The organism is Micromonospora purpureochromogenes (assembly GCF_900091515.1).
Lineage (GTDB): Bacteria > Actinomycetota > Actinomycetes > Mycobacteriales > Micromonosporaceae > Micromonospora > Micromonospora purpureochromogenes.
Map to the genome: position 1 here is coordinate 3,107,381 of NZ_LT607410.1, position 25,132 is coordinate 3,132,512.

The 25,132-nt window shown below is 72.4% G+C and carries 27 protein-coding genes; 13 read left to right on the forward strand and 14 right to left on the reverse strand.

The annotated features are described in order from the left end of the window. Positions 1–7 precede the first annotated feature (7 nt). The 4 genes from GA0074696_RS14385 (at position 8) to GA0074696_RS14400 (ending at position 3,408) form a co-directional block, all read left to right on the forward strand. Positions 8–451, forward strand: coding sequence for a hypothetical protein (locus GA0074696_RS14385; RefSeq protein ID WP_088961579.1), 444 nt, complete (start codon positions 8–10; stop codon positions 449–451). A 94-nt stretch (positions 452–545) separates the two neighbouring features. Then, the gene (locus GA0074696_RS14390; RefSeq protein ID WP_088961580.1) at positions 546–1,004 is read left to right on the forward strand and encodes a DUF4383 domain-containing protein; all 459 of its coding nucleotides are present in this window, start codon (positions 546–548) and stop codon (positions 1,002–1,004) included. 109 nt (positions 1,005–1,113) lie between these two features. Then, a complete protein-coding gene (locus GA0074696_RS14395) occupies positions 1,114–1,665 on the forward strand; it encodes a PadR family transcriptional regulator (protein WP_088961581.1) in 552 nt (183 codons plus the stop codon). Between the two features lie 24 nt (positions 1,666–1,689). Beyond that, entirely contained in the window at positions 1,690–3,408 is a 1,719-nt protein-coding gene (locus GA0074696_RS14400; RefSeq protein WP_088961582.1) for an acyl-CoA dehydrogenase, read from the forward strand. A gap of 88 nt (positions 3,409–3,496) precedes the next feature. On the opposite strand, the gene GA0074696_RS14405 is transcribed toward GA0074696_RS14400, so the two are convergent. From GA0074696_RS14405 to pgi, 4 genes are all read right to left on the reverse strand, one after another. Then, on the reverse strand, positions 3,497–4,159 hold the full coding sequence (locus GA0074696_RS14405; protein WP_088961583.1) for a lysoplasmalogenase: 663 nt from the start codon (positions 4,157–4,159) through the stop codon (positions 3,497–3,499). Then, on the reverse strand, positions 4,156–4,986 hold the full coding sequence (locus GA0074696_RS14410; protein WP_088964560.1) for a sterol desaturase family protein: 831 nt from the start codon (positions 4,984–4,986) through the stop codon (positions 4,156–4,158). Before GA0074696_RS14410 ends, GA0074696_RS14405 begins: the two co-directional genes overlap by 4 nt. Then, positions 4,983–5,708 (reverse strand): FadR/GntR family transcriptional regulator, encoded by a 726-nt coding sequence (locus tag GA0074696_RS14415; protein WP_088961584.1) that lies wholly within the window; start codon positions 5,706–5,708, stop codon positions 4,983–4,985. Before GA0074696_RS14415 ends, GA0074696_RS14410 begins: the two co-directional genes overlap by 4 nt. Positions 5,709–5,816: 108 nt before the next feature. Further along, positions 5,817–7,454 (reverse strand): glucose-6-phosphate isomerase, encoded by a 1,638-nt coding sequence (pgi, locus tag GA0074696_RS14420; protein WP_088964561.1) that lies wholly within the window; start codon positions 7,452–7,454, stop codon positions 5,817–5,819. A gap of 239 nt (positions 7,455–7,693) precedes the next feature. On the opposite strand from pgi, the gene GA0074696_RS14425 reads away from it, so the two are divergent. Together GA0074696_RS14425 and GA0074696_RS14430 are read left to right on the forward strand one after the other, a co-directional pair. Next, complete coding sequence (locus tag GA0074696_RS14425; RefSeq protein WP_088961585.1) at positions 7,694–9,655, forward strand: ABC transporter ATP-binding protein; 1,962 nt, start codon at positions 7,694–7,696, stop codon at positions 9,653–9,655. Between the two features lie 404 nt (positions 9,656–10,059). Continuing rightward, complete coding sequence (locus GA0074696_RS14430; RefSeq protein WP_231925377.1) at positions 10,060–11,520, forward strand: endo-1,4-beta-xylanase; 1,461 nt, start codon at positions 10,060–10,062, stop codon at positions 11,518–11,520. Positions 11,521–11,678: 158 nt separating this feature from the next. On the opposite strand, the gene GA0074696_RS14435 is transcribed toward GA0074696_RS14430, so the two are convergent. The 6 genes from GA0074696_RS14435 to GA0074696_RS14460 form a co-directional block, all read right to left on the reverse strand. Continuing rightward, the gene (locus GA0074696_RS14435) at positions 11,679–12,188 is read right to left on the reverse strand and encodes an NUDIX domain-containing protein (RefSeq protein WP_088961586.1); all 510 of its coding nucleotides are present in this window, start codon (positions 12,186–12,188) and stop codon (positions 11,679–11,681) included. An 11-nt stretch (positions 12,189–12,199) separates the two neighbouring features. After that, positions 12,200–12,802: an NADAR family protein gene (locus GA0074696_RS14440; protein WP_088961587.1), complete on the reverse strand. Its 603-nt coding sequence runs from the start codon at positions 12,800–12,802 to the stop codon at positions 12,200–12,202. Positions 12,803–12,974: 172 nt separating this feature from the next. Continuing rightward, on the reverse strand, positions 12,975–13,616 hold the full coding sequence (locus GA0074696_RS14445; protein ID WP_088961588.1) for an SRPBCC family protein: 642 nt from the start codon (positions 13,614–13,616) through the stop codon (positions 12,975–12,977). Next, complete coding sequence (locus tag GA0074696_RS14450) at positions 13,616–13,978, reverse strand: ArsR/SmtB family transcription factor (protein WP_088961589.1); 363 nt, start codon at positions 13,976–13,978, stop codon at positions 13,616–13,618. The genes GA0074696_RS14445 and GA0074696_RS14450 overlap by 1 nt, the downstream gene beginning before the upstream one ends. Positions 13,979–14,013: 35 nt before the next feature. Next, positions 14,014–14,685 carry a peptidoglycan recognition protein family protein gene (locus tag GA0074696_RS14455; protein ID WP_088961590.1) on the reverse strand — a complete coding sequence of 224 codons (672 nt, stop codon included), beginning with the start codon at positions 14,683–14,685 and terminating at the stop codon, positions 14,014–14,016. A 58-nt stretch (positions 14,686–14,743) separates the two neighbouring features. Continuing rightward, positions 14,744–15,475, reverse strand: coding sequence for a lysozyme (locus tag GA0074696_RS14460; protein ID WP_088961591.1), 732 nt, complete (start codon positions 15,473–15,475; stop codon positions 14,744–14,746). Positions 15,476–15,638: 163 nt separating this feature from the next. Here GA0074696_RS14460 and GA0074696_RS14465 point away from each other — a divergent pair, with 163 nt between their 5' ends. The 4 genes from GA0074696_RS14465 to GA0074696_RS14480 all read left to right on the forward strand — a co-directional run bounded on the left by GA0074696_RS14465 (position 15,639) and on the right by GA0074696_RS14480 (position 18,962). Continuing rightward, positions 15,639–16,160 (forward strand): carboxymuconolactone decarboxylase family protein, encoded by a 522-nt coding sequence (locus GA0074696_RS14465; RefSeq protein WP_231925378.1) that lies wholly within the window; start codon positions 15,639–15,641, stop codon positions 16,158–16,160. Between the two features lie 101 nt (positions 16,161–16,261). Then, positions 16,262–16,609: a YciI family protein gene (locus GA0074696_RS14470; protein ID WP_088961592.1), complete on the forward strand. Its 348-nt coding sequence runs from the start codon at positions 16,262–16,264 to the stop codon at positions 16,607–16,609. Then, a complete protein-coding gene (locus tag GA0074696_RS14475; RefSeq protein WP_088961593.1) occupies positions 16,606–17,799 on the forward strand; it encodes an RNA polymerase sigma factor in 1,194 nt (397 codons plus the stop codon). The genes GA0074696_RS14470 and GA0074696_RS14475 overlap by 4 nt, the downstream gene beginning before the upstream one ends. 185 nt (positions 17,800–17,984) lie before the next feature. After that, positions 17,985–18,962: a DUF559 domain-containing protein gene (locus GA0074696_RS14480; protein ID WP_231925379.1), complete on the forward strand. Its 978-nt coding sequence runs from the start codon at positions 17,985–17,987 to the stop codon at positions 18,960–18,962. Between the two features lie 32 nt (positions 18,963–18,994). Here GA0074696_RS14480 and GA0074696_RS14485 read toward each other — a convergent pair whose 3' ends face one another. Further along, positions 18,995–19,423, reverse strand: a complete 429-nt coding sequence (locus tag GA0074696_RS14485) for a MarR family winged helix-turn-helix transcriptional regulator (RefSeq protein WP_088961595.1) — start codon at positions 19,421–19,423, stop codon at positions 18,995–18,997. Between the two features lie 81 nt (positions 19,424–19,504). Here GA0074696_RS14485 and GA0074696_RS14490 point away from each other — a divergent pair, with 81 nt between their 5' ends. Beyond that, a complete protein-coding gene (locus tag GA0074696_RS14490) occupies positions 19,505–21,307 on the forward strand; it encodes an ABC transporter ATP-binding protein (protein ID WP_088961596.1) in 1,803 nt (600 codons plus the stop codon). Between the two features lie 39 nt (positions 21,308–21,346). Here GA0074696_RS14490 and GA0074696_RS14495 read toward each other — a convergent pair whose 3' ends face one another. Continuing rightward, entirely contained in the window at positions 21,347–21,832 is a 486-nt protein-coding gene (locus GA0074696_RS14495; RefSeq protein WP_157745928.1) for a hypothetical protein, read from the reverse strand. Between the two features lie 177 nt (positions 21,833–22,009). Between GA0074696_RS14495 and GA0074696_RS31370 the strand changes: the two genes are divergently transcribed. Then, positions 22,010–22,837 carry an SHOCT domain-containing protein gene (locus GA0074696_RS31370; RefSeq protein ID WP_197700846.1) on the forward strand — a complete coding sequence of 276 codons (828 nt, stop codon included), beginning with the start codon at positions 22,010–22,012 and terminating at the stop codon, positions 22,835–22,837. Between the two features lie 243 nt (positions 22,838–23,080). On the opposite strand, the gene GA0074696_RS14510 is transcribed toward GA0074696_RS31370, so the two are convergent. Beyond that, on the reverse strand, positions 23,081–23,341 hold the full coding sequence (locus GA0074696_RS14510) for a DivIVA domain-containing protein (RefSeq protein WP_088961598.1): 261 nt from the start codon (positions 23,339–23,341) through the stop codon (positions 23,081–23,083). A gap of 280 nt (positions 23,342–23,621) precedes the next feature. On the opposite strand from GA0074696_RS14510, the gene GA0074696_RS14515 reads away from it, so the two are divergent. Next, positions 23,622–23,861, forward strand: coding sequence for a winged helix-turn-helix domain-containing protein (locus GA0074696_RS14515; protein WP_088961599.1), 240 nt, complete (start codon positions 23,622–23,624; stop codon positions 23,859–23,861). Positions 23,862–23,924: 63 nt separating this feature from the next. On the opposite strand, the gene GA0074696_RS14520 is transcribed toward GA0074696_RS14515, so the two are convergent. After that, positions 23,925–25,076, reverse strand: coding sequence for a hypothetical protein (locus tag GA0074696_RS14520; RefSeq protein WP_088961600.1), 1,152 nt, complete (start codon positions 25,074–25,076; stop codon positions 23,925–23,927). Positions 25,077–25,132: the final 56 nt, after the last annotated feature.

A 25,132-nucleotide genomic window follows, 5' to 3' on the forward strand; every position in this document is an offset into this window, starting at 1 on the left:
GCACCGGATGACGACTCGACGGGTGACCCCGGAAGGCCTCGGCGCCTGGGTGGTCAAGGGCAACGCGGACGCGGTCGACCTGGCGTCCCGCTTCGCCGCCGACCCCCGGGTGCGGAGCTGGTGCGTCCGCCCCGGCTACCGCACCGAGCTGATGCGGGCGGGTCAGCCGGTGGTCCTCTGGGCCAGTGGCAGCCGACGCCGGCTGGCGTACGGGGTGTGGGGTGTCGGGCGCCTGGCCGGGCCGGCCGTGCCGGGGGCGCCGGGGGAGACCTGGTCGGTGCCGCTGGAGTTGACGGTGCTCGACCCGGGCGACCGGGTGCCCCGGGAGCGGCTGCGCGCCGACGCCCGGCTGGCCGGGGCGGAGGTCCTCCGCCAGCCGCAGGGCGCGAACCCCTCCTGGCTGACCGTGGCCGAGTTCGCCGCGCTCCGCGAGCACCTGCCACCGGCCTGAGCCGGCCTCCGCACACAACCGCCCGGTTCCGGAGGTTTGCGGGGTGTGGTCCCGGGCATCCGGCACCACACGGACTTCGACGGAGGTGGTTGACATGGTGAACAGACCCGGTCGAGGGGCATCGGCGACCGCCGCGTCCCCCGTTCGCCGCGCCGCACAGGCGGTCGGCGTGGTCTTCCTACTGATCGGCGTGCTGGGCTTCATCCCCGGCATCACCACGGACTACGGCGAGATGATGTTCGCCGGCCACGAGTCGGAGGCGAAGCTGCTCGGGCTCTTCCAGGTGTCGATCCTGCACAACCTGGTACACCTGGCGTTCGGTGTCGCCGGGCTCGCCCTGGCGCGTACGGTCTCCGGCTCGCGGGCGTACCTGCTCGCCGGTGGCGCCATCTACCTGGTGCTCTGGCTCTACGGCGTGGTCGTCAACCACGACAGCGGCGCCAACTTCGTCCCGCTCAACAACGCGGACGACTGGCTGCACCTGTTCCTCGGCGTCGGCATGATCGCCCTCGGGCTGGCGCTGACCCGCCGCCCCGCCGGCGCCCGACGCTGACCCTGATCCGACGACGCCGCGCTCCCGCGAGGGGCGCGGCGTCGTCGTGCGTGTGACCGACGCCCCTGCGGCCTTGCCTATGCAACTCGTTGCATAGCAGGATGCCCGTATGGCCCTCGAGCACGCGATCCTGGTCTCCCTGCTGGAGCAGCCGGCCTCCGGCTACGAGCTGGCCCGCCGCTTCGACCGCTCGATCGGCCGGTTCTGGACCGCCACCCACCAGCAGATCTACCGGGTGCTCAAGCGGATGGAGAGCGACGGCTGGGTCACCGCCGAGGAGGTCGGCCAGGACGGCCGCCCCGACAAACGGTGCTGGTCGGCCACGGCCGCCGGGCAGAGCGCGCTCGCCGACTGGCTGCGCGCGCCCGTGCAGCCCGAGGCGGTCCGGCACGAGCTGGCCGTCAAGATCCGCGGTGCCGCCTTCGCCGACCGGGCCGGCCGCGCCGACCTGGTCGCCGAGGTCGAGCGCTACCGCGCCGACCACGAGGCGGTCCTCGCCAGTTACCTGGCCGGCGAGCGCCGCGACTTCCCGGCGCCCGACCCCGGCGACGCCCGCGCGGCACTCCAGCACGTCGTGCTGCGCGGCGGCATCGCGTACGAGCGGATGGTGCTGGCCTGGCTCGACGACGTCCTCGCCACCCTGCGCGACCTCGCCCGCTGACCCCACCTTCCGGAAAGGACCCCCATGGCCGACCCGTTGCTCAACCCGCGCACCTACGACCCCGCCCACCTCGACTCCGAGTCCCGCCGGCTGCTGCGCGCAACCGTCGACTTCTTCGAGCAGCGCGGCAAGAAGGTCCTGGTCGACAGCTACAACGATCACACCTGGTACGGCGACTTCCTCGACTTCGCCGCCAAGTCCGGTCTCTTCGCGGCGTTCTGCACCCCGGCCGCCGACGGTGCCGGCAACCCGGCGAAGCGCTGGGACACCGCCCGCAACGCCGCGCTCAGCGAGGTGCTCGGCTTCTACGGCCTCGGCTACTGGTACACCTGGCAGGTCACCGTCCTGGGCCTCGGCCCGGTCTGGCAGAGCGACAACGCCGCCGCCCGGGCCCGCGCCGCCACCCTGCTCGACGCCGGCCACGTGATGGCCTTCGGCCTCTCCGAGCGCAGCCACGGCGCCGACATCTACTCCACCGACATGCTGCTCACCCCGGACGGCGAGGGCGGCTTCCGGGCCACCGGCGGCAAGTACTACATCGGCAACGGCAACGTCGCCGGCCTGGTCTCGGTCTTCGGCCGCCGCGCCGACGTCGACGGCCCCGACGGCTACGTCTTCTTCGCCGCCGACAGCCGGCACCCCGCGTACCACCTGGTGCGCAACGTGGTGAACGCGCAGATGTACGTCAGCGAGTTCCGGCTGGAGGACTACCCGGTGCGCGCCGAGGACGTCCTGCACACCGGGAAGGCCGCCTTCGACGCCGCCCTCAACACCGTCAACGTCGGCAAGTTCAACCTCTGCACCGCCTCGATCGGCATCTGCGAGCACGCGATGTACGAGGCGGTCACCCACGCCCACAACCGGGTGCTCTACGGCCGGCGGGTGACCGACTTCCCGCACGTGCGCCGGGAGCTGACCGACGCGTACGCCCGGCTGGTGGCGATGAAGCTGTTCAGCGACCGGGCGGTGGACTACTTCCGCTCGGCCGGCCCGGACGACCGCCGCTACCTGCTGTTCAACCCGATGACCAAGATGAAGGTGACCACCGAGGGCGAGAAGGTCGTCGACCTGCTCTGGGACGTCATCGCCGCCAAGGGCTTCGAGGCGGACACCTACTTCGACAAGGCGGCCCGCGACATTCGGGGCCTGCCCAAGCTCGAAGGCACCGTGCACGTCAACCTGGCCCTGATCCTGAAGTTCATGGCCAACTACCTGTTCCGGCCGGCCGAGTTCCCGCCGGTGCCGACCCGGCACGACCCGTCCGACGACGAGTTCCTGTTCCGGCAGGGCCCGGCCCGGGGGCTCGGCGCGATCCGCTTCCACGACTGGCGGGCCGCGTACGACGCGCACGCCGGCGTGCCGAACGTGGCCCGGTTCCGGGAGCAGGCCGACGGGCTCTGCGCGCTGCTGGCCGCCCACGCGCCGAGCGAGGAGCAGCAGCGCGACCTGGACTTCCTGCTGGCCCTCGGCCAACTGTTCGCGCTGGTCGTCTACGGCCAGCTGATCCTGGAGCAGGCCGCGCTGACCGGCCTGGACGCCGACCTGCTGGACGAGATCTTCGACATCCTGGTCCGCGACTTCTCCGGCCACGCCACCGAGCTGCACGGCAAGGCGGCCACCACCGACGCGCAGGCGGCGTGGGCGCTGACCCAGGTCCGTCGACCGGTCGCCGATCCGCAGCGCACCGCCCGGGTCTGGTCCCAGGTGGAGGCGCTCTCCGGCGCGTACGAGATGAACCCCTGACGGACCACCCGGTCGGGCCGTACCCGCAATGCGGCGGGTCGCGGTGTCGGAACGCTTTGACACCGCGACCCGCCGCAATCGGGGTCGATCACGCCTCGGTCGTCGCCCCCACCGGGGGCGAGGGGCGGTCCGCCACGGTCGGCCGTTCGGTGGCGTCGCGGCGGGCCCAGGCGGTGGTGAGCAGGACCAGCGCCACGATGTAGGTGACCATCACCGCCAGCCGGCGCCCGGTCGGCTCCACCCCCGCCGCGCCGAGCCCGATCAGCAGGTCGGAGACGAGGAAGAGCGCCCCACCGGCCGCCGCCCGGCGGGACACGCCCACCGAGGCGGCGGCCATCAGGCTCAACGCCAGGCTGTAGCCGAGCACCGGCAGCCGCAGGTCGCCCAGCCGCCCCCAGAGCAGCGCGTTCGCGCCCGCCCAGACCGCCAGGTAGCCGGCGAACGCGGCCAGCGGCGCCCGCCGGTGCCGCAGGAAGGCGGTCAGGAGGCAGAGCTGGGTGCCGAGGAAGCACCCCATCCCGACCAGGAACGCGGTGGTGCCGGGCAGCAGCAGCGCCACGTCACCCGCCGTCGCGAACACCAGGCCGGCCGCCACCAGGTCCCACTTCCGGCGTACGCGCAGCAGCCAGGCCAGCAGCAGCGGCGCGAGCAGCGGCTTCGCCGCCCACTGCAGCGCGGGTACGTCGAGCGCGACGCCGGCCAGCTCGACGGCGACGACCGCCGCGTACAGCCCGGGCCAGAGCCGCCTCATCGGGCGGGCTGCCAGCCGGGCCGGCCGAAGAGGTGCCCGAGCCGATGTCGCCAGGAGGTGTCTTCCCGAACATCGCGCCAGATCGCCGCGTACTCGTGGGTGGCCACCCGCAGCGGGTTGTAGGTGTTGATGTTCTTGGTCAGGCCGTAGCGGACGGCGGCGCGTTCCGGCTCGAAGCTGCGGAAGAGCCGGTCCCAGACGATCAGGATGCCGCCGTAGTTGCGGTCCAGGTACTCGTTGTTGGCGCCGTGGTGGACCCGGTGGTGCGACGGGGTGTTGAAGACCCACTCGATCGGCCGGGGCAGCACGTTGATCCGCTCGGTGTGCAGGAAGAACTGGTACAGCAGGTTGATCGACTGCTGGAGGAAGATCATCCACGGCGGGATGCCGAGCAGCGCGAGCGGCAGCCAGAACGGCAGCGAGGTCATCGGCGTCGTCCAGCTCTGCCGCAGTGCCGTGGAGAGGTTGTAGTACGTGCTGGAGTGGTGCACCACGTGGCTGGCCCAGAACAGGCGCACCTCGTGATGCGTGCGGTGGAACCAGTAGTAGGCCAGGTCGTCGGCGAAGAAGACCAGCACCCAGGTCCAGATGCTGGTGGGGGAGAGCTGCACCGGGGCGAGGGTCCACAGCCCCACGTAGAGGCCGACGGTGAGCAGCCGCCAGGGAGTGCCGATGAGCACACTCCCGACGCCCATGGTCAGGCTGGTGGTGGTGTCGCGCAGCTCGTAGCCGCGTTCGTCGTCGTCGGGGGCGAACCGGTACGACAGCGCTTCCACGACGACGAGCAGCAGGAACGCGGGTACGGCGTAGAGCACGGCGGGGATCATGCTCGGCATTCCCTTCCTGGTGGGGTGGCGGGGGTGGTGAGCGGGGCGGTGAGCAGGGCGTGGGCCTGCGCGGCGGCGTCGTCGCCGCGCCCGTCGGCGATCGCCTCGGCCAGCCGGCGGTGGCCGGTGACGTCCAGCAGTTCGGCGGCGCGCCGCTCGGGCGGCACCTCGCCGACGGCCACCGCCCCGGCGACCAGGCTGTTGAAGGACAGCAGGTACGCCGTGTTGCCGGAGCCGTCGATGATGTGCCGCCAGAGCAGGATGTTGGCCTTGTCCATCGCGTGCAGGTCCGGGGCGAGCGCCGCGTACGCCTCGACGTCGCGGGTGACGCTGCCCCGCAGTTCGGCATCGGCCCGCTCGGCGCAGAGCCGGGCGGCGTCCACGCCGACGCAGGCGCGCATCTCCAGCATGTCCCGTACCAGCGTGTCGACGGGGAGCAGGTCGCCGGACTGCACGAGGGACAGCGCCAGGTCGAGACCGGCGTGCACCCGCCAGTCGAGCACCCGGGTGGCGCCGCCCTGGCTGACCCGGAGCAGGCCGAGCTGTTGCAGCCGGCGCAGCGCCTCCCGGACGGCGTGCCGGTTGACCGCGAACGCGGCGGCCAGTTCGCGCTCGCCGGGCAGCGGGTCGTCGGGGCGGTAGCGACCGCTGACGATGGCGTCGCGGAGCTGGCCGAAGACGTGGTCGGCGACGGAGCTGCGGGGGACGGGAACGAAGGCCACGGCAGCAGTGTGACCCCGCGCACATCAACCCGTCAACTGGTTGGACCAGTCGCGTGCCCGAAAAAAGACGGCGGCCGGGTCGTCGACCCGGCCGCCGTCCCGTGGGGTTCAGTCCCGGCCGCGCTCCCGGCGGTAGCGGCGAATCAGCGCGGCGGTGGAGGAGTCCACGTCGGACAGGTCCGGGTCGCCGCCGGTCAGCTTCGGCGCGAGCTGGTTGGCCATCACCTTGCCCAGCTCCACGCCCCACTGGTCGAACGGGTTGATGTCCCAGATCGCGCCCTCGGTGAAGACGATGTGCTCGTAGAGGGCGATCAGCTGGCCGAGAGTGCCCGGGGTCAGCTTCGGCGCGATGATCGAGGTGGTCGGGTGGTTGCCCGGCATCACCCGGTGCGGCACCACCTTGGCCGCGGTGCCTTCCGCTTCGACCTGCTCCTTCGTCCGCCCGAACGCCAGCGCGGCGGTCTGCGCGAAGAAGTTCGACATGAACAGGTCGTGCATGTCGCCGAGGTCGTGGTTGGGCTGGCTGAACCCGATGAAGTCCGCCGGGATCAGCAGCGTGCCCTGGTGGATCAGCTGGTAGAACGCGTGCTGGCCGTTGGTGCCCGGCTCGCCCCAGAAGATCTCGCCGGTCTCGTGGTCGACCGCGGTGCCGTCCAGCGTCACCGACTTGCCGTTGCTCTCCATGGTCAGCTGCTGCAGGTACGCCGGGAACCGGTGCAGGTACTGCGAGTACGGCAGCACGGCGTGGGTCTGCGCGCCGAGGAAGTTGGTGTACCAGACGTTCAGCAGGCCCAGCAGTGCCGGGATGTTGCGCTGCACCGGCGTGGTCCGGAAGTGCTCGTCCACGGCGTGGTAGCCGGCCAGCAGTTCGCGGAACCGGTCCGGCCCGACCGCCAGCATCACCGACAGCCCGACGGCCGAGGGCAGCGAGTACCGGCCGCCCACCCAGTCCCAGAAGCCGAACATGTTCTGCGGGTCGATGCCGAAGTCGCGGACCCGCTGCTCGTTGGTGCTCACCGCGACGAAGTGCTTCGCGATCGCCGCGTCGTCGTCGGCGTCCAGCCCGGACAGCAGCCACATCTTCGCCTGGTTGGCGTTGGCCAGGGTCTCCTGGGTGGAGAACGTCTTCGACACCACCACGAACAGCGTGGTCGCCGGGTCCAGGTCGTGGGTCTTGTCGTGGATGTCGGTCGGGTCGATGTTGGACACGAACCGACAGCTGATCCCGCCGTCCCGGTACGCCTTCAGCGCCTCGTACGCCATCACCGGCCCGAGGTCGGACCCGCCGATGCCGATGTTGACCACCGTGCTGATCCGCTCGCCGGTGTGCCCCCGCCACTGCCCGGAGCGGACCCGCTCGGCGAACGCCGCCATCCGGTCCAGCACCCGGTGCACGTCGGCGACCACGTCCTGGCCGTCGGCGATCAGGGTGGCGTCGCGGGGTAGCCGCAGCGCGGTGTGCAGCACCGCCCGGTCCTCGGTGGAGTTGATGTGCCGCCCGGCGAACATGGCGCAGATCCGGTCGCTGAGCCGGGCCCGCTCGGCCAGCGCGGTGAGCAGCTCCAGCGTCTCGTCGGTGACCAGGTTCTTGCTGTAGTCGACGTGCAGGTCGGCGACCTCGCCGGTGAGCCGCTCACCCCGGCGCTGGTCGGCGGCGAACAGCTCCCGCAGGTGGGTGCCGCGCATCGTCTCGGCGTGCTTGCGCAGCGCCTGCCATTCGTCGGTGGTGGTCACACTCGCAGCCATCGGGGCGATCTTCTCCTTCACGACGGGACGCCGGTGGCGCTCCTCGCGCCGCCGCCGGCTCGGCTCCAGCCTGCCACCCCGGCGGGGTCGGCGCGACGCGACGCGGCAGACCCGTCCCGCACCGTGGTCGGCGACACGCCGTTGCGACACGTGTACGACACGCCGGTCACGCGGACGACACCGTGCGGTCGCCGACAGTAGGCTCTTCCCCTGCCCTGTCCCTCGGCCCGGGAGGACCCATGGCGACGGTGATCGGCCCACGCCGCTCGTCCCGACAGGACGGCCCGTCCGACGACGCCGACGAACTGGAGCTGCCGGAGCTCGAGGACGGCCACTGGATGCACCGGGCGACCGAGTTCGCGCACACCAGCTTCCGGTCGGTCGCCCGGCGGCTGCCCCACCTGGTCCGGGAGGCGGTCACGCTCGCCTGGGCCACCAGCCGGCGGGACACCCTCGCGGCGATCGGCCTGAACCTCGCGGCCGGGGTGATGACCACCCTCGGGCTGCTCGCCACCACCGGCGTGCTGCGTGAGCTGTTCGCCGGCGGCCCGACACCCGACCGGGTCCGCGCCGCGCTGCCCTCGCTGGTGCTGGCCGCGCTGGCGGTGACGGCCCGGGGCGTCCTCACCGTGACCGCCGGCTGGGCCCAGGCCCGGCTGATGCCGCAGATCAACTACGCGGTGGAGCTGCGGCTCTTCGAGGCCACCACGGCGGTGGAGCTGGCCGCCTTCGACGACGCCGGCTTCGCCGAGGAGATGGACCGGGTCCGGGACCGGGGGATGGCCGAGGCGGCGTCCATCGTCGACCACACGGTCAACCTGATCACCGGCGTCGTCGGCGTGCTGGCCACCGCCGCGGCGGTGACCGTGATCCAGCCCCTGCTCCTGCCGTGCCTGCTGCTCGCCGCGGTGCCCGAGGCGGTCACCGCGGTCCGGATGGCCCGCCGGCAGTACCTGGCCATGCTGGCCCGGATCACCCGCCGCCGCCGGATGTGGATGCTGGCGCACCTGATGGCCAACCGGCGCACCGCCGTCGAGGTCCGGGCCTACCAGATGCGCGACTTCCTGCTGGCCGAGTTCCGCCGCGTGATGGCCGTGGAGACCCGGGCCGAGCTGCGCCTGGTCCGGGCGCAGAGCGCCACCCGGGCGTTCGGCATGTCCGCCGCCGGGGTGGCCGCCTTCGGGGTGTACGCCGTGCTCGGCGGGCTGCTGCTCACCGGCGTGGTCGCGCTGGCCGCCGCGGCGACCGCCCTGCTGGCGCTGCAGTCCGCCCGGTCCAGCCTCGGCATCGCCGTCTTCGCCACCAACAACCTGTACGAGGACGCCCTCTACTACCAGGACTACCGGGACTTCCTCGAGCGGGCGCGGGGGCGGCTCGGGGTGGGGGAGGGCCGCCCGGCGGCCGGGTTCGACACCATCGCACTCGACCGGGTCAGCCTTCGCTACCCGGACACGGACACCTCGGCGGTGGACCAGGTCAGCCTGACCGTCCGCCGGGGCGAGGTGGTCGCCCTGGTCGGCGAGAACGGTTCCGGCAAGACCACCCTGGCCAAGCTGATCGCCGGGCTGTACCGCCCCACCGGCGGGACGATCCGCTGGGACGGTGTCGACCTCGCCGAGCTGGACCCGGCGCAGACCGCGGCCCAGGTGGCGGTGATGACCCAGGAGTACTGGAGGTTCCCCTTCACCGCGGGGCAGAACATTCGCATCGGCCGGCACGACCGCCGGGCCGACCAGGCCGGCCCGACCGTGGAGGACGCCGCCCGCGCCGCCGCCGCGCACGACATGATCGCCAATCTCCCGTTCGGCTACGACACGCTGCTCGACCGGGAGTTCAAGAACGGCCAGGACCTCTCCGGCGGCCAGTGGCAGCGGCTGGTCGCCGCCCGGGGCCTCTACCGGGACGCCCGGCTGCTGATCTGCGACGAACCCTCCGCCGCCCTCGACGCGCGGGCCGAGCACGCCCTCTTCAAGCACCTGCGCCGCCGCCCCGACCGGGCGGTCGTCCTGATCACCCACCGGCTGGCCAACGTCCGGCACGCCGACCGGATCTTCGTGCTGGACCACGGCCGCCTGGTGCAGCAGGGCACCCACGAGGAGCTGATGGCCGCCGACGGGCTCTACCGGGAGCTGTTCCAACTCCAGGCGAGCGGCTACCTCGCAGCGGCCGGCACGGAGTCCGGGGGCTCGTCGACCGGCTGACCGGCCGACCGGGATGGCCGCCTCCTCGCGCTGCTTCCCCTCGGGTGTCGGTCCGTCCACCCCGAAAGTTTCGGCGTCCCGAAGCCTCCGGTTTGTTGCCACCTCCGCTGACCCGCCGGGTGCGATGAGCCGACATGCAAGACATTGATTTTCGTTGAAGTGTCGGAAAGCTTTCGGTACCGTCAGGACGGGACCCCTCGACCCTTGCGGTGACAGTCGCAGCACGGCGGATCCCGGCGCGGCCTCCGGGCGGTCACGTCGGGCGACGGAGCCGGTCACCGCGTCGGGCGACGGTCGAGGCGCGACGTCCCGCCCCCATCACCGTCGAAAGGTTGATCTGCCATGACCCACGTCCCCGCCCGCGCGGACGTCCGGCGACCCGAGCCCGGCTCCGCGCGACCCTCGTGGCCGCCGCCGCGGGCGTCGCCGCCCTCGGCACGACGCTCGCCCTGGCGCCCGGCGCCAGCGCCGCCACCACCCTGGGCGCGTCCGCCGCCCAGACCGGCCGTTACTTCGGTGCGGCGGTGGCCGCGAACAAGCTCTCCGACGCCACCTACGTCGGGATCCTCAACCGCGAGTTCACCATGGTCACGCCCGAGAACGAGATGAAGTGGGACGCGACCGAACCCACCCAGGGCCAGTTCACGTACGCCAACGCCGACCGCATCGTCAACCACGCCCGAGCCAACGGGATGCGCGTACGCGGGCACGCGCTGGCCTGGCACTCGCAGCAGCCCGGCTGGGCGCAGAACCTCAGCGGCACCGGCCTGCGCTCGGCGATGGTCAACCACGTCACCCAGGTGGCGACCTACTACCGGGGCAAGATCTACGCCTGGGACGTGGTGAACGAGGCGTTCGCCGACGGCGGCACCGGCGCCCGGCGCGACTCCAACCTCCAGCGCACCGGCAACGACTGGATCGAGGCGGCGTTCCGCGCCGCCCGGGCGGCCGACCCGACCGCCAAGCTCTGCTACAACGACTACAACACCGACGGGCAGAACGCGAAGAGCAACGCGGTGTACGCGATGGTGCAGGACTTCAAGGCCCGGGGCGTGCCGATCGACTGCGTCGGCTTCCAGTCCCACTTCAACAGCGCCTCCCCGGTGCCGGCCGATTACCAGGCCAACCTCCAGCGCTTCGCCAACCTGGGCGTGGACGTGCAGATCACCGAGCTGGACATCGAGGGGTCCGGGTCGGCCCAGGCCGACAACTACGGCCGGGTCGTCCGGGCCTGCCTCGCGGTGAGCCGCTGCACCGGCATCACCGTCTGGGGCATCCGGGACACCGACTCGTGGCGGGCCAGTGGCAACCCGCTGCTCTTCGACGGCAGCGGCAACAAGAAGCCGGCCTACACCGCCACGCTCGACGCGCTCAACTCCGGCGGCCCCACCACGCCGCCGACCACCACGCCGCCGACCACCACGCCGCCGACCGCCACGCCGCCGACCACCACGCCCCCGCCGTCGACCCCGCCGCCCGGCGGCTCCGCCCTTGAGGGCGGGGGTGAAGGCCCGCAGGGGAGGGGCCGCCAGGCCCCGAGCGTGCCATTGACCGTGGTAAAATCTGGGCGGGCTCCAGCGATAACCAAGCTGGAGCCCGCCGCACCAGACGTCGCCGCAGGGCATGCGGAGACGGAAAACGCCTGTGGAGCGGACGTAAGACCGGAGCACGCTCCGGCTGATCGCGGTGAAGCAGGAACCCACCTGGGCGTTGCGCGTTCCGCGCGCAGCGCGGAGGGAATCCCCGCCATTCATGGCGGTGGAGGAAGTCAAAACGGTCAGCTGGGCGCCGGCGCCAGCACCACCTTCGGCTTCCAGGGCACCGGCGTGGGACCGTCCGCCACGCCCACCTGCTCGGCGAGCTGAGCGGTGATCCGGCGCGGAGGGTCGACCCTCCGCGCCGGATCACCCGGTCGGGCGGCGCCGAGGACGCGTGCCGGTAGGCGAGAAGAATCCTCCGCCGGCGGCACCACTCGGCGTCGGGCCGCCCGTCCGGCCGGTGTCCCGGTCGCCTCGGCGGGTGCTCAGCCCTGCCGGGCGAAGAAGTCGGCCATCGCCAGCGTGTGGGTGGAGAAGGCCAGCTCGACGGGCTCGGTGAGGACCAACCACTCGGTCGCCTCCTCGGTCGGCGCCGACGGCGGCAACCCGTCGGCCGGCCGCTCGGGCAGCTCCCCGAAGATCATGATGGTGCCGCCGGCCGGTGCCCCGTGCACCGCGAACAGCCGAGCCTGGTCGGCCTCGCCGATCAGGCCGGTCTCCTCGCGCAGCTCGCGGACCAGCGCGTCGGCCCACTCCTCGCCGTACTCGATGAAGCCGCCCGGCAGCGCGAGCAGGCCGCGGGCCGGCTCGATGTCCCGGCGGACCACCACCAGGCCCAGGCCGGCGTCGGTGCGGACCGGCAGCAGCGCCACCGCGACCGGCAGTGGGTTGCGCCAGACCGTCTCGCCGCAGGCCGCGCAGATCCGCGGCCAGCCGGCGTCCGCCGGGTAGGCGGCGCCGCAGAAGGAGCAGTGCGCGTACGGAGAGCCGGTCATGTCGCCGCACGTTACCGGCCCGGTGGCCGCTCCGGCGACCGTTGCGCCTCCCGACCGGCCTGCTCCCGGAGCGTCTCCCGGGCCTGCATCAGCGCGAAGCCGAGCAGGTTCAGCCCCCGCCACCGGGCCGGGTCCTCCGCGCGCGGGTCGTCGGCGGCCAGCCCGGTGCCCCACACCCGGTCCACCGGGCTCGCCTCGACCAGCACCCGCTCCCCGGTGCCCAGCAGGTACGCCCGCAGGTCGTCGTGCTGGCCGAACTTGGCGACGCTGCCGGCGACCACGATGTCGTACCGCCGGGCCTCCCACACCGCCTGGTCGAAGCCGCGCACCTGGCGCCCGAGCGCCTTGGCGCGGTGCGGGTGGCCGGCGGCGAGGATCCGCTCGCCGGTCTCCTCGTCGCCGAAGAGCGCCGCCTTCTGCCACATCATCCAGTGCTCGGCGGTGGTGAAGCGGCGGCCGTCCACCGTGAACGGCGCCGGCCACCACTGGCTCAGGCAGCCCTGGCCAACAGTGCCGTCGCGTCGGGGCCGGTGCCCCCAGAAGCAGAGGTATTTCACCGGCTGTCCGCTGTGGACGAGGGCGGCGAGGTCGGCGGCACTGCGGGGCGGCGGCATGCTCGACAGTGTCGCCCCGGGCACCGACAGTCCGCCTCCCGGTTTCCCCCGGCCAGCCGAAACCGGCTCGTCCGGCGGGCGCCGGGGACGTGGGAGCGCGCCGGGCCGGGCGTACCCGCACGGCCCGGCACCCTTCCCGACCTGGCCCGCGTACCCGGGAAAGGTCTGGTGGTCAGGCGGCCGGTGCGCCGGTGTAGAAGGCGGTGGTGCGGGCCGTCGCGGCCCGCGCGGCCTCCGGGTCGGTGCCGGCGGCGACGCTGGCCTCGCCCCAGCTCTCGCTGCTCAGGGTGACGAACCGTCGACCCTCCTCGGAGCCCATCCAGGCTTCGGCCTGCTCGGGCGAGATCCCGCTGCCGTCGGCGGCCAGGTGCGAGGCGAGGCCGAGCAGACCCAGGTCCCAGCCGACGCCGACCGCGCCCGGGCCGAACTCGGTCCAGCGCTCGTCGTCGACGTGCGCGACGTGCTCCAGCTCGAACCGGGTACGCCCGTCGCCCTCCGGCGTCAGCCGCACCTCGACCCAGCTGACCTCGCCGCCGTACTCCCAGGTGGCGGCGAAGCTCTTCGGCGGGTCGCAGCGTTGGATGGTGCCGCCGGCGTTGCCCTCGAACTGGTAGCGGCCGTGCAGCCGCAGCTCGCCGGAGATCGGCAGGAACCAGCGGGGGATGCGTTCGGCGTTGGTGCAGGCGTCCCAGAGGTCCTCCAGGGGCGCGTCGTACGTCTGGCTGATCGTCATCACCCGGGCCTCGCCGGCTTCCAGGCTCCGGCTGCCCACGGTGCGCCGCACGGCGCTGATCTGGTGCGTGACGTCGGTCATCAGGGTTTCTCCTCGGTCGGGTCCTGCGGTGGGTGCAGGCGCCGTTCGCGTCGGCCGCGCGCCAGTTCGGTGGCGAGGGCGTCCAGGGCCGGGGCCCAGAACCGGCGGAAGCCGGCCAGCCACTCGTCGACCTCGCGCAGCGGTCGCGGGTCGACGGCGTAGAGACGGCGGGCGCCCTGCGGTCGGACGGTGGCGAAGCCGTTGTCCCGCAGCACCCGGAGGTGCTGCGAGACCGCGGGCTGCGAGATGCCGTACTCCCGCTGGATCACCGCGCAGACCTCCCCGGCGCTGAGCTCGCCCTCGGCGAGCAGCTCCAGGATGCGGCGGCGCACCGGGTCGCCGAGGACGTCGAAGGCGTGCACGGACGCTTTCTATCAGCCGAGGCTTATATAAGCAATCACCCCAGTCGCGCGGCGACGGCGGCGCGCAGCTCGGGAAGCCGGCCGTGCAGCAGGCCGGGGCACTGGGTGTTGTTGAAGTCCTTGTGCCCGTAGATCTCGCTGGGCGCGATGCCGTACTGCTGGCAGGTGAAGGCGCAGAAGACGATCAGGCTGTTCCAGAGCGCCGCCGGCGGCTGCACGTCGAGGTAGATGCCGTCGTTCTCGATGCCGATCGCCTGGCTGTTCTGCCCGACGCAGTGCGCGCCCTGCACCATGGTCTGTCCGTGCAGCAGCCCGTAGAGGCTGCCGTGCCGGCCCTCGGTGAGGTATCCGCCGCGACTGTTGGTGAAGTGCTGCCCCGAGTCGAGCCAGCCGTTGGTGTCCATGTGCAGGTTCTGGATGTCGCGGGAGTTCGCGTACGCCTTGGCCAGGCTGTAGTCGGTGGTGTTCGGGAACGCGGTGTGGTGCACGATGATCTTGTTGGGTCGGCTCTGCACCACGCTGACCGGCTGCGACGGGGGGCGGGCGCCCCAGGTCGCGCAGTTGGCGATCACGGGCTGGTCGATGCGGGTGGCGACGGCGCGCGCGTCGCGGCCCCCGCCGAGCTGGGTCAGGGCGGAAGCGCCGGCGGCGGCGCCGAGCAGGACCGCGCCGCGCAGCGCGGCCCGGCGGGACACGGGTACGGACATGGGGGCCTCCTTCGTTGGTGGTGCCGGCGGCGGGCCGGGCGGCCCGCCGCCGGTGGGGTCAGCAGGGTCCGTTGCAGGCCAGCACCCGGAGTCGGTCCAGGGTGCCGTTCCAGACGTTCTGGTCGCCGGGGAAGACGCCCGAGGACGCCCACTGCCAGAAGGAGTACGTCGGCCAGCCCGCCGGCAGGGTGCCCACCGTGCTGGCGTAGCGGGCGATCCACAGGGGATTGTTGGCGGCGAACTGCGAGGTGTTGCCGGTGCAGGTGGTCCACCAGTCGGTGGTGGTGTAGATGGTGGCCCACCGGCCGGTGCGCGCGTAGTACTGGTTGACGAACGAGGCGATCCAGCTGCGCATCGCGCTCTGGCTCAGGCCGTAGCAGGTCGCGCCGTACGGGTTGTACTCGATGTCGAGCGCGCCGGGCAGCGTCCGGCCGTCCTTGGACCAGCCGCCGCCGTGGTCGACGAAGTAGTTGGCCTGGGTGGCGCCGCTGGTGGTGTCCGGGCGGGCGAAGTGGTACGAGCCCCGGATCATCCCGACGTTGTAGGAGCCGTTGTACTGCTGGGCGAAGTACGGGTTGGTGTAGTAGGTGCCCTCGGTGGCCTTGACGTACGCGAATCGGGCGCCGTTGTTCCAGGCGGCCGACCAGTTCACGTTGCCCTGGTGGCTGGAGACGTCCATGCCGGGCAGGCCGGCGGGGGCGGCGCTGGCGGGGCTGGTGCCGAGGCCGACGGCGGCGACCACCGTGACGGTCGCCAGCAGTGCGGCCGCGGCCGCGCGGAGACGGTTCATCTTTCCTCCCTGGGGGGCGCCGCGGGGGCGGCGGGAGTGACGAAAGGAACTGTCAGTATTAGGTCATGAAGCGTAGATAAATTTCAATAGAAGAAGTCAAGATTATCTATGTAGTGTTCAGCTGCCGAGCCCGGTGGGCGCGGCCAACGGAAAGGGGGACCGGATGGCGCACATCGACCTCGGCGTGGACGAACGGCGCGAGCCCGGCATCGTCGGCCTGCTGCGGTACCGGCCGGAGACCGCCGGACCGCTGATGGACCTGGCCGAGGTGCTGCTGCGCGGGCCGAGCAGCCTGACCCGCGGTGAACGCGAGCTGATCGCCGCGTACGTCTCGGGCCGCAACGGGTGCGACTTCTGCCGCGCGTCGCACTCCGCCACCGCCGGCGCCCAGCTCGACGACGGCCCCGACCTCGTCGACCGGGTCCTCGCCGACCTGTCCACCGCCCCGGTGCCGGAGAAGCTGCGCGCCCTGCTCCGCCTCGCCGACACCGTCCGCGAGGACGGGCGCGCCGTCACCGGCGAGCTGGTCGACGCCGCCCGCGCCCACGGTGCCACCGATCGGGAGATCCACGACGTGGTCCTGATCGCCGCCGCCTTTGCATGTACAACCGGTACGTCGACGGGCTCGGCGCCGCCACCCCGGACGACCCCGGGGCGTACGCGATGTCCGCGCAGCGGATCCTGACCGCCGGCTACCGTGCCTGAGGAAATCCGTCGCCGGAGTGTCGATCCGCCCGCCCGCCGTTCGTGTGGAGAGTGGAAGCCGATCCACACCAGGAGGACGACATGAAGCAGTACCTGTTGAGCATGTACCAGCCCGAGGGCGGGACGCCGGACCCGGAGTTCCTGGCCGGGGTGATGCGGGAGTTGGGCGCCATCCGCGAGGAGCTCGAGGCGACCGGCTCGTGGGTCTTCGGGCAGGGGCTGCACGCCCCGGAGACCGCCACCGTGCTGCGCCCGAAGGACGGCGAGGTGCTGGTCACCGACGGCCCCTTCGTGGAGGGCAAGGAGTACCTGGGCGGGTTCACCATCATCCGCGCCGCCGACCTCGACGCCGCTCTCGACTGGGGCCGCCGGTACGCCCTCGCCACCACGCTGCCGATCGAGGTGCGCCCCTTCCAGGGTGAGGGGTGACCCTCGACGTCGAGGCGGCCTTCCGCGCCGAGTACGGCCGGGCGGTCGCCGTGCTGGTCCGCGTCCTCGGCGACATCGACCTCGCCGAGGAGGCGGTCCAGGACGCCTTCACCGAGGCGGTACGGCGCTGGCCGGAGACCGGCCCGCCGCCCAGCCCGGCCGGCTGGATCATCACCACCGCCCGCCGCCGCGCCATCGACCGGCTGCGGCGGGAGGCCTCGCGGGCGGACCGGCACGCCCAGGCCGCGCTGCTGTACGCCCAGGAGCCACCGGCCGAGGAGGGACCCGTGCGCGACGACCGGCTCCGGCTGATCTTCACCTGCTGCCACCCGGCGCTCGGTCCCGCCGCCCGGGTGGCGCTCACGCTGCGCCTGCTCGGCGGGTTGAGCACGGCCGAGATCGCCCGCGCCTTCCTGGTCCCCGAGGCCACCATGGCCCAGCGGCTGGTCCGCGCCAAGGCCAAGATCCGCGACGCCGGGATCCCGTACCGCGTCCCGCGCGACGCCGACCTGCCCGACCGGCTCCGGGCGGTGCTCGCCGTGGTCTACCTGATCTTCAACGAGGGGTACACGGCGAGCGCCGGGGAGCGGCTGGTCCGCACGGAACTCTGCGCCGAGGCGCTGCGCCTGGGCCGGCTGCTGGTCGATCTGATGCCCGACGAGCCGGAGGCGCTGGGCCTGCTCGCGCTGATGCTGCTCACCGAGGCCCGCCGCCCCGCCCGGGTCACCGCCGAGGGCGCGCTGGTCCCGCTCGCCGAGCAGGACCGCACCCGCTGGGACCAGTCCCTGATCGCCGAGGGGCAGGCCCTGGTCCGCCGCTGCCTACGCCGCAACCGCCCCGGCCCGTACCAGCTCCAGGCCGCGATCAACGCCGTGCACAGCGACGCCCCCACCGACTGGGGCCAGGTCCTCCAGCTGTACGACCAGCTCCAGGCGCTCGCCCCCGGCCCGGTGGTGGCGCTGAACCGGGCGGTGGCCGTCGCCGAGGTGCACGGCCCCGCCGTGGCGCTCGCCCTCGTCGACGACCTGCACCTCGACACGTACCACGTCTTCCACGCCGTCCGCGCCGACCTCCTCCACCGCCTCGGGCGATCGGACGAGGCCGCCGCGGCCTACGAGTCCGCCATCGCCCACACCGCCAACGCCCCCGAACGCGCGTACCTCCGCGCCCAGCTCGCTGGGCTCCCGTGATCCAGTACGTCTTTCCGAGACGACACGCCGACGAACCTCTCGGATTCTGCGACCCGATCATGGGTGCGCCGTAGCAGATGAGCGGGTGGGGTGGGGGTTCTCCACAGGCGGGTGTGGTGTCCACAGGTAGGCGGGGTGGGGGAGCGGGCGGGGTGGGGGCGCCGCAAGCTGCCGGGGTGCATCCGATGTTGCTGGCTCTGTTGGAGCGGGGCGAGGGAGTGGTGACCCGGCGGGTGGTGACCGAGGTGGTCCCCGAGTGGGTGCTGTGGCACGCCTGCCACGTCGGTCGACTCCTGCGCGTGCTTCCCGGCGTCTACGTCGACGCAGACCTGGCTCGTGGCGAGGCCGGGGGGGGGGGCGACGAAGTCCGCGCTCGCTGCCCGCCCGACGCTCCGCCCCTCCTGCGGCTCGAACCGCAGCCGAGGAGGCGTGCCGCCCTCGCCTATGCCGACGGGCAGGCGGCCCTGAGCTGCCTCACCGCCCTCGACGTGTGGGGCCTGCGCCGCCAACCCGCGGACGAGCCGGTGCACCTCGACGCGCCGCGCGGCTCCGGAGTCCGCCCCCGATCACAGTTGGCGGTGCACCATCGCCAGGGGTTCGTGATGGGGCCGCCGCAGGTGGTGAGCCGGGCGGGAATGCCGGTGGTTCGATTGGAGCAGGCGCTGGTCGACGCGTGGCCGCTGCTGCCCGCCGTGGACCGCCCCGCCCCGGTGATCCAGGCCGTCAACGACCGGCTCACGACACCGCAGCGCATCGCCGCCGCCCTCGACCGCGTGCCGCGCCTCGCCGGTCGCGCCGAGCTGCGGGCTCTGCTGGCAAAGCTCGATGCCGGCTGCCGGAGCCCGCTGGAGATCTGGGGTCACGACCACGTCTTCACCGGCCCCGGGATGCCGCCGTTCCACCGGCAGACCCGGATCGTCATCGGTCGCCGGACGATGTACCTGGACGTCTGGGCCGAGCGGGAACGGGTCGACTTCGAACTAGACGGCGCGAGCACCCACGCTGACCCGCGCCAACGCGAGATCGACCTGCGCCGGGACGTGCTGCTCGCCACCGCCGGCATCCTCGTGGTGCGCTTCGCCCACCGCCGCCTGGTGCACGAGACCGACGGGGTACGCCGCGAGGTGCTGGCGATCCTCGCCAGCCGCCGCGCCGACAGATGAAGCGCGAACGGATGAAGCGCGAACGGATGAGGTCAGTCGCGGAGGGTGCGGAGGATGCGGGTCAGATGCGCTTGGTCGGCAAGGGAGAGGTGACCGAAGAAGCGGTCCGCCTCGGCGGTACGGGCCGCGCGGATGGCCGCGCCGATCCGCGTACCCTCGTCGGTCAACGTGACCAGGGTCGCGCGCCGGTCCGCCGGGTCGGGGTGGCGCGCGACGAGCCCGCGTTCCTCCAGGCCGTCGACGACCTCGGTGGTGGAGCGGGGCGCGATGTGCAGGTGGTCGGCGAGCGCGCTGAGCCGCATGGGCCCGTGTCGACCGAGCACGGCGAGGGCGCGGGCGTGGCCGGGGTTGACCTCCCACGGTTCGAGGGTCTGCCGGGACTGGTGGCGCAACCGGCGGGCCACCGCCCAGAACAGCTCGGCCAGGCTCTCCTCGTGCGCCTCGCGCTCGTCGGCGTCCACGGGAATACGGTAGCAGAAACTCCTGTTGTTCCCTCATGATGAGGTAACCTCAGCAATAACCCCGACAGGAAGAGGCACTCCTTGGACCCGACCCCCACCCACCGGGAGGGCCGCGGCGGCGCCCCCCGCACCGTCTCCGCCGCCGAGAAGGCCCAGGCCCGCGACGTGTCGCTGCGCCGCATCGGCCGGCTCTTCACCGCGTACCGCTGGCAGTTGGCCACCATCACCGTGATCATCGTGGTCTCGTCGGTGCTGGCGATGGCCACGCCGTTCCTGCTGCGTACCGTGATCGACCGCGCGCTGCCCGAGCGCGACCTGACCCTGCTGGTCTGGCTGGTCGTCGGCATGGTCGCGGTCGCGGCCGTGACCGCCGTGCTCGGCGTCGTGCAGACCTGGATCTCCACCCGCGTCGGCCAACTGGTGATGCACCGGCTGCGCACCGACGTCTTCACCCACCTGCACCGCCAGTCGATCGCGTTCTTCACCCGCACCCGCACCGGCGAGGTGCAGTCGCGCATCACCAACGACATCGGCGGTATGCAGACCGTCGTCACCTCCACCGCCACCTCGATCGCGGCGAACCTGACCACGGTGGTGGCCACCGCGGTCGCCATGGTGGCGCTCTCCTGGCGGCTCTCCCTGGTCTCGCTCCTGGTGCTGCCCCCGGCGATCTGGCTGACCCGCAAGGTGGCCCGGATGCGCCGCGAGATCACCGCGCAGCGCCAGCGCGAACTGGCCGACCTCAACGTCACCATCGAGGAGGGGCTGTCGATCAGCGGCGTGCAGCTCAGCAAGACCCTCGGCGCCGGCGCCGCGCTGATCGACCGGTTCGCCACCTCGTCGGCCCGCCTGGTCGACCTCGAACTTCGCTCCGAGCTGGCCGGACGGTGGCGGATGGCCACGATGACCGTCATCTTCGCCGCCATCCCGGCGGTGATCTACCTCAGCGCCGGCCTGCCCGGCACCGCCGGCACCCTCAGCATCGGCACCCTGGTCGCCTTCACCGCCCTGCAGGGCGGGCTGTTCCGCCCCCTGATGGGGCTGCTCAACGTCGGCGTCTCGCTGACCGCGTCGCTGGCGCTCTTCGCCCGGATCTTCGAGTACCTGGACCTCCCGGTGGAGGTGGACGACCCGGCGCAGCCGGTCGAGATCGACCCGGCGCGGGTCCGCGGCCACCTGCGCCTCGAGGACGTCACCTTCAGCTACCCGGGCAGCGACACCGCCGCCGTCGCCGGGATCACCCTGGACGTGCCGGCCGGCACCAGCCTGGCGCTCGTCGGCGAGACCGGCTCCGGCAAGAGCACGCTGGCGGCCCTGGTCAGCCGCCTGCACGACCCCGGCAACGGCCGGATCACCATCGACGGCGTCGACCTGCGCGACCTGCGGCTGACCGACCTCGCGGCCGTGGTGGGCGTGGTCAGCCAGGAGACCTACCTGCTGCACACCACCGTGCGGGAGAACCTCCGGTACGCCCGGCCCGACGCCACCGACGCCGAGATCGAGGACGCGGCCCGCGCCGCGCAGATCCACGACCTCATCGCCGGCCTTCCCGACGGGTACGACACCGTGGTCGGCTCCCGCGGGCACCGCTTCTCCGGCGGAGAGAAGCAGCGCCTGGCGATCGCCCGGACACTGCTGCGCGACCCGCGCATCCTGGTGCTGGACGAGGCCACCAGCGCCCTCGACACCGAGACCGAACGGGCGGTGCAGCGGGCCTTCGACCAGCTCGCCCGGGGTCGCACCGTGATCACCATCGCGCACCGGCTCTCCACCGTGCGCGACGCCGACCAGATCGCCGTGGTCGACCACGGGCGCATCGTCGAGTCCGGCACCCACGACATGCTGATCGACCGCGACGGGCGCTACGCGGCGCTCGCCCGCTGACCCGGCGGCGTCGACGCGGTCCGGCGGCCTCGGCCGGGCCTAGGCGGCCGGCGGTCCGGCGGCGCGTACCCGGGGGTCGGCCAGGGTGCGCGCCATGGCGGCCACCAGCCCGCTCGCGCACATAGTGGGGGCGCCGACCAGGAACTCCTCGCGTTCCATCCACTCGACCCGCTCGATGCCGGGACGGTCCAGCAGCGCCTGGTCCAGTGAGCGCTCCGAGTCGTCGTCGTAGCACGACCGGGCCTCGTCGCCGAGCCACAGACCCCAGTGGAAGGGGCCGAGACGCGCCGGCCCCGAGTCCGACTCGTCGTGCACCTCCAACCAGCGGTCGCGTGGCTCGGCGGGCAGGACGCCGAGGGCGTTCGCGGCGACGAGATCCGGCAGCGTCATCGGCGGCTCGCCGGGCTCGGTGGAGGGCAGCACCAGGCCGGCGAGGTCCTCGTCGTGCTCGGGGCAGGAGCACTCCGGCCGTCGCGGCGGCGTCCAGTTGGCGGTAGCGGGGCGTGGTGCGGCTGAGAGGGGCATGGCCCGCATCGTAGGGGTGCCGGCGTCCCCGTGGGGGGCGAGAAATCCTGGGGCGACACGGTGGGGGCTGCATGTCGGACGCCGAAAATGATCAGTCGTTCGGCGGAGCTGCGCGGGTGCCGGCCCGGCTAGTCTCTACCGGTCCTGACCAGCGATTCAACGAGGTGCGGCATCGTCATGGCGTTGCGATTCAATACTCCTCCGGGTTGGCCGCCGGCGCCCCAGGGCTGGCTGCCGCCGGCCGGTTGGCAGCCGGATCCGACGTGGCCGCCGCCCCCCGTGGGGTGGCAGCTCTACGTCGACGACGCCGTGGCGCAGGGCCCCGCGAACCTGCCCGCCATGCGCGCACCGGCCGGCGCCGTCGTGGCGCAGAGCCCGGCCGAGCTGCTGGAGCCGCAGCCGATGACCCCGGTGCCGGCGACGACGGTGCCGATGACCCCGGTGCCGGTGAGCACGGTGCCGGTGTCGCCCCCGCCGCAGGCGCCCGGCCCCCTGGAGCCCGGCGTGCTCTGGGCCGCGGTCGGGCAGCCGCTCACCGGGATCGGCGGCGGCCGGTACAAGCTGACCGAGACCATGTTGTACTTCGAGCGGGGATTCCTCTCGATCAACGCGCAGCAGGTGCCGATCGGCGACGTGATCGACGTGGACCTGCGGCAGTCCATCACCCAGAAGGCCCGCGGCGTCGGCAGCGTGGTGGTCAAGGTGCAGCGTTCCAACGGCGTCGAGCTGGTGGTCCTGGAGGACATCCCGCAGCCGCGCGAGGCGGTGGCGGTCATCAACGACACCGCCCACGCCGCGCGGTTGGCTCAGCAGCAGCGGACCAACACCCGGCACTACTCCGGCCTGCCCGGCACGCCGGCGCCCGCCGCCCCGGCGCCGACGGCGGCGCCTGCGCCGGTCGACCCCATCGCGCAGCTCCGCCAGCTCGGTGAGCTGCGCGACGCGGGCATCCTCACCGAGGAGGAGTTCGCCGCGAAGAAGGCGGAGATCCTGTCGCGGCTCTAGCGCTGGTCGAAGGCGGCGACGGCTGAGCTGCGGGGCGGAGGCCGGCGAGCTGCACGTACACCTCGCGCCGGGCGGTCGCCCGGCCCCGCCGGTCCAGCACGTACCCGGCCAGCCAGATCCAGCCCGGGTACGGCTCTTCCGAGCTGACCGAGACGACCCGGAGCAGCAGGGCGCGGTCCCCGCCGAACTGCACGGAGGCTCGGCCGTCGACGACGAGCAGGTCGCCGGGGGAGGGGCGTTCGTTCACCAGAGGCCGGAGTTCGGTGGCCGGCACTCCCGGGCGTGCAGGGTCCGCCAGTCGCGCAACGCCCGCCGGAGCCGCTCGTTCTCCTGGCTCAGCTCGCGTACCCGCTGGTGCAGGTCGGTCAGCTCGTCGGCGACCACGGCCTGGAACCGGCGTACCTGATCGGGGTCGACGCCGTCGCGGCGCGGCCGGAAAGCGTGGGTGCGGACCTCGTGCGGCGTCGGCCGGGCCGGGGCGCCGCCGGGATACAGCTCGGTCACGGGCGTCCTCTCGCGGGTCTGGAAGGGCGGGCCGCGCGCACGCCGGCCGCGCGCGGCCCGCCGGCCCCGCCGCCGCAGCTCCGATCAGCGGTACGACAGCGCAGCGGTCCGGTGGGTCGGGACGGGCACGCGCACCCGCCCCGACCAGGGGGATGAGCCGAACCCGTTGCCACGCGAGAAGCGGCTCACCAGCAACATAGCTAGAACAGTCAGATGAGTCAACGCTGCTTGTTGGGCGCGTCGCGTTGTGATCGAATCGGGTTGCCACGCGAGGAGTGCCATGCGAGAAGTGCCGGACTACTGGCGCATCGCCGACGATGTGATCGCCGACGTCAGGACCAAGAAGCTGAACCCGGGGGACAGGCTGCCCTCGATCAGCCAGCTGCGCGACAAATACGGGGTGAGCCACGGGACCGTGCAGATGGCCTACGCCCGGCTGGAGGCCCTGCGGGTCATCCGGCGACAGCAGGGCAAGGGTGTCTTCGTGACCGATCCGAAGACCTGGATGCGCGAACCCTGAGACCCCCCCGGCCGCCGTCTCTTTCAGCAAGTGGGCTCCGCTCGGGGAGGGGGACAGGCCGAGCTACGACGAGGGGCGTTCCCGGTCGTCGTCCGGCCCGCTGTCCTCGTCCGGGTCCGGATCGTCCCCCGGCGCGTTGCCATCCGGCTGCCGCTTCGAGGACAGTCGCTCATGCCAGGCCCGGCAGCGGGCCTTCCAGTCCGCCTCGGACTCGGCGGTCAGGCAGCGGCCGAGCAGAGCGCGCACTCCCTCGACCACCTTGGGATCGGTCAGGCGCTGCTCGAACGTCTCCAGCGTCTCGAACATCCGGCGGCGGGCACCGGACTCCACCAGGTCCAGCGTGACCATCGCTTCCACGGCGGCGGAGAGGTCGATCTCGAGCAGCGCCGGAATGAGACGCCGGGTTACTCCGACGTCTGACGAGCGGTTGGCCACGGCGATGCAGTGCGCGAGGAAGTCGGAGTCGGCCGGTCGGGTGGTGTACAGCTTTGGCAGCAGCTCAATCGTGAGCCGCTGGACGCCCTGCTCCATGCTGGACAGCAGATCCAGCACCAGTTGCTCATCGGTGGCTCCACGCGCGGCGAGGGCGCGTATTGCGTGCTTTCGGGGGATCTTGTCTTCCGTCTCGTCGACCGCGACCTCCGCGAGCGTCATCAGCTCGGAGCGGGTGAGTCGGGCGGGCTCGTGGACCATCCGCGCTGCCGCCATGCGCTCGTTACGCATCTCGAGATGACGCAGGCCAACCTTGAACAGGGTCGACAACTGCCGGCGCAGAACGTCGCCGAAGGTTCCGTACGAGAACGGGACAATGGTCAGCTGCCGCTCGGACTCCACCTCGTGCATGGTCTCGATCAGGCGTCGGCGTCCCTCGTCCTCCACCGCAGCGAGCGGGACGTTGCGGGTCAACGTCCGGTACGTCTCGTAGGTCTCGTCCAGGCAGAGCACGATGAGCGGCTTTCCGGTGGACAGCGCCTCACGCAACTCGGTCTGCCAGGTGACCGAGCCGTATCTCTCGACGATCACGAACACGCACAGGTCTGCGCTGCGGACCGTGTCACGCGAGTTGGTCTCCCAGCTCGCATTCGCATGGTTCAGGTACAAAATCTCGCCGGAGAGGTAGTGCCACACCCCCGCGCCGAATCCCTTGACGACCGCGGCGAATTCATCGCGGACGCGCTTGGTGTCCTGTGCCCCGCAGAGCATGAGCTGCAGCATCAGCAGTCCTTGTCGGAGAAGGGCAAGTCTTGCCAGGCGCAAGTTCGACTGTCAAT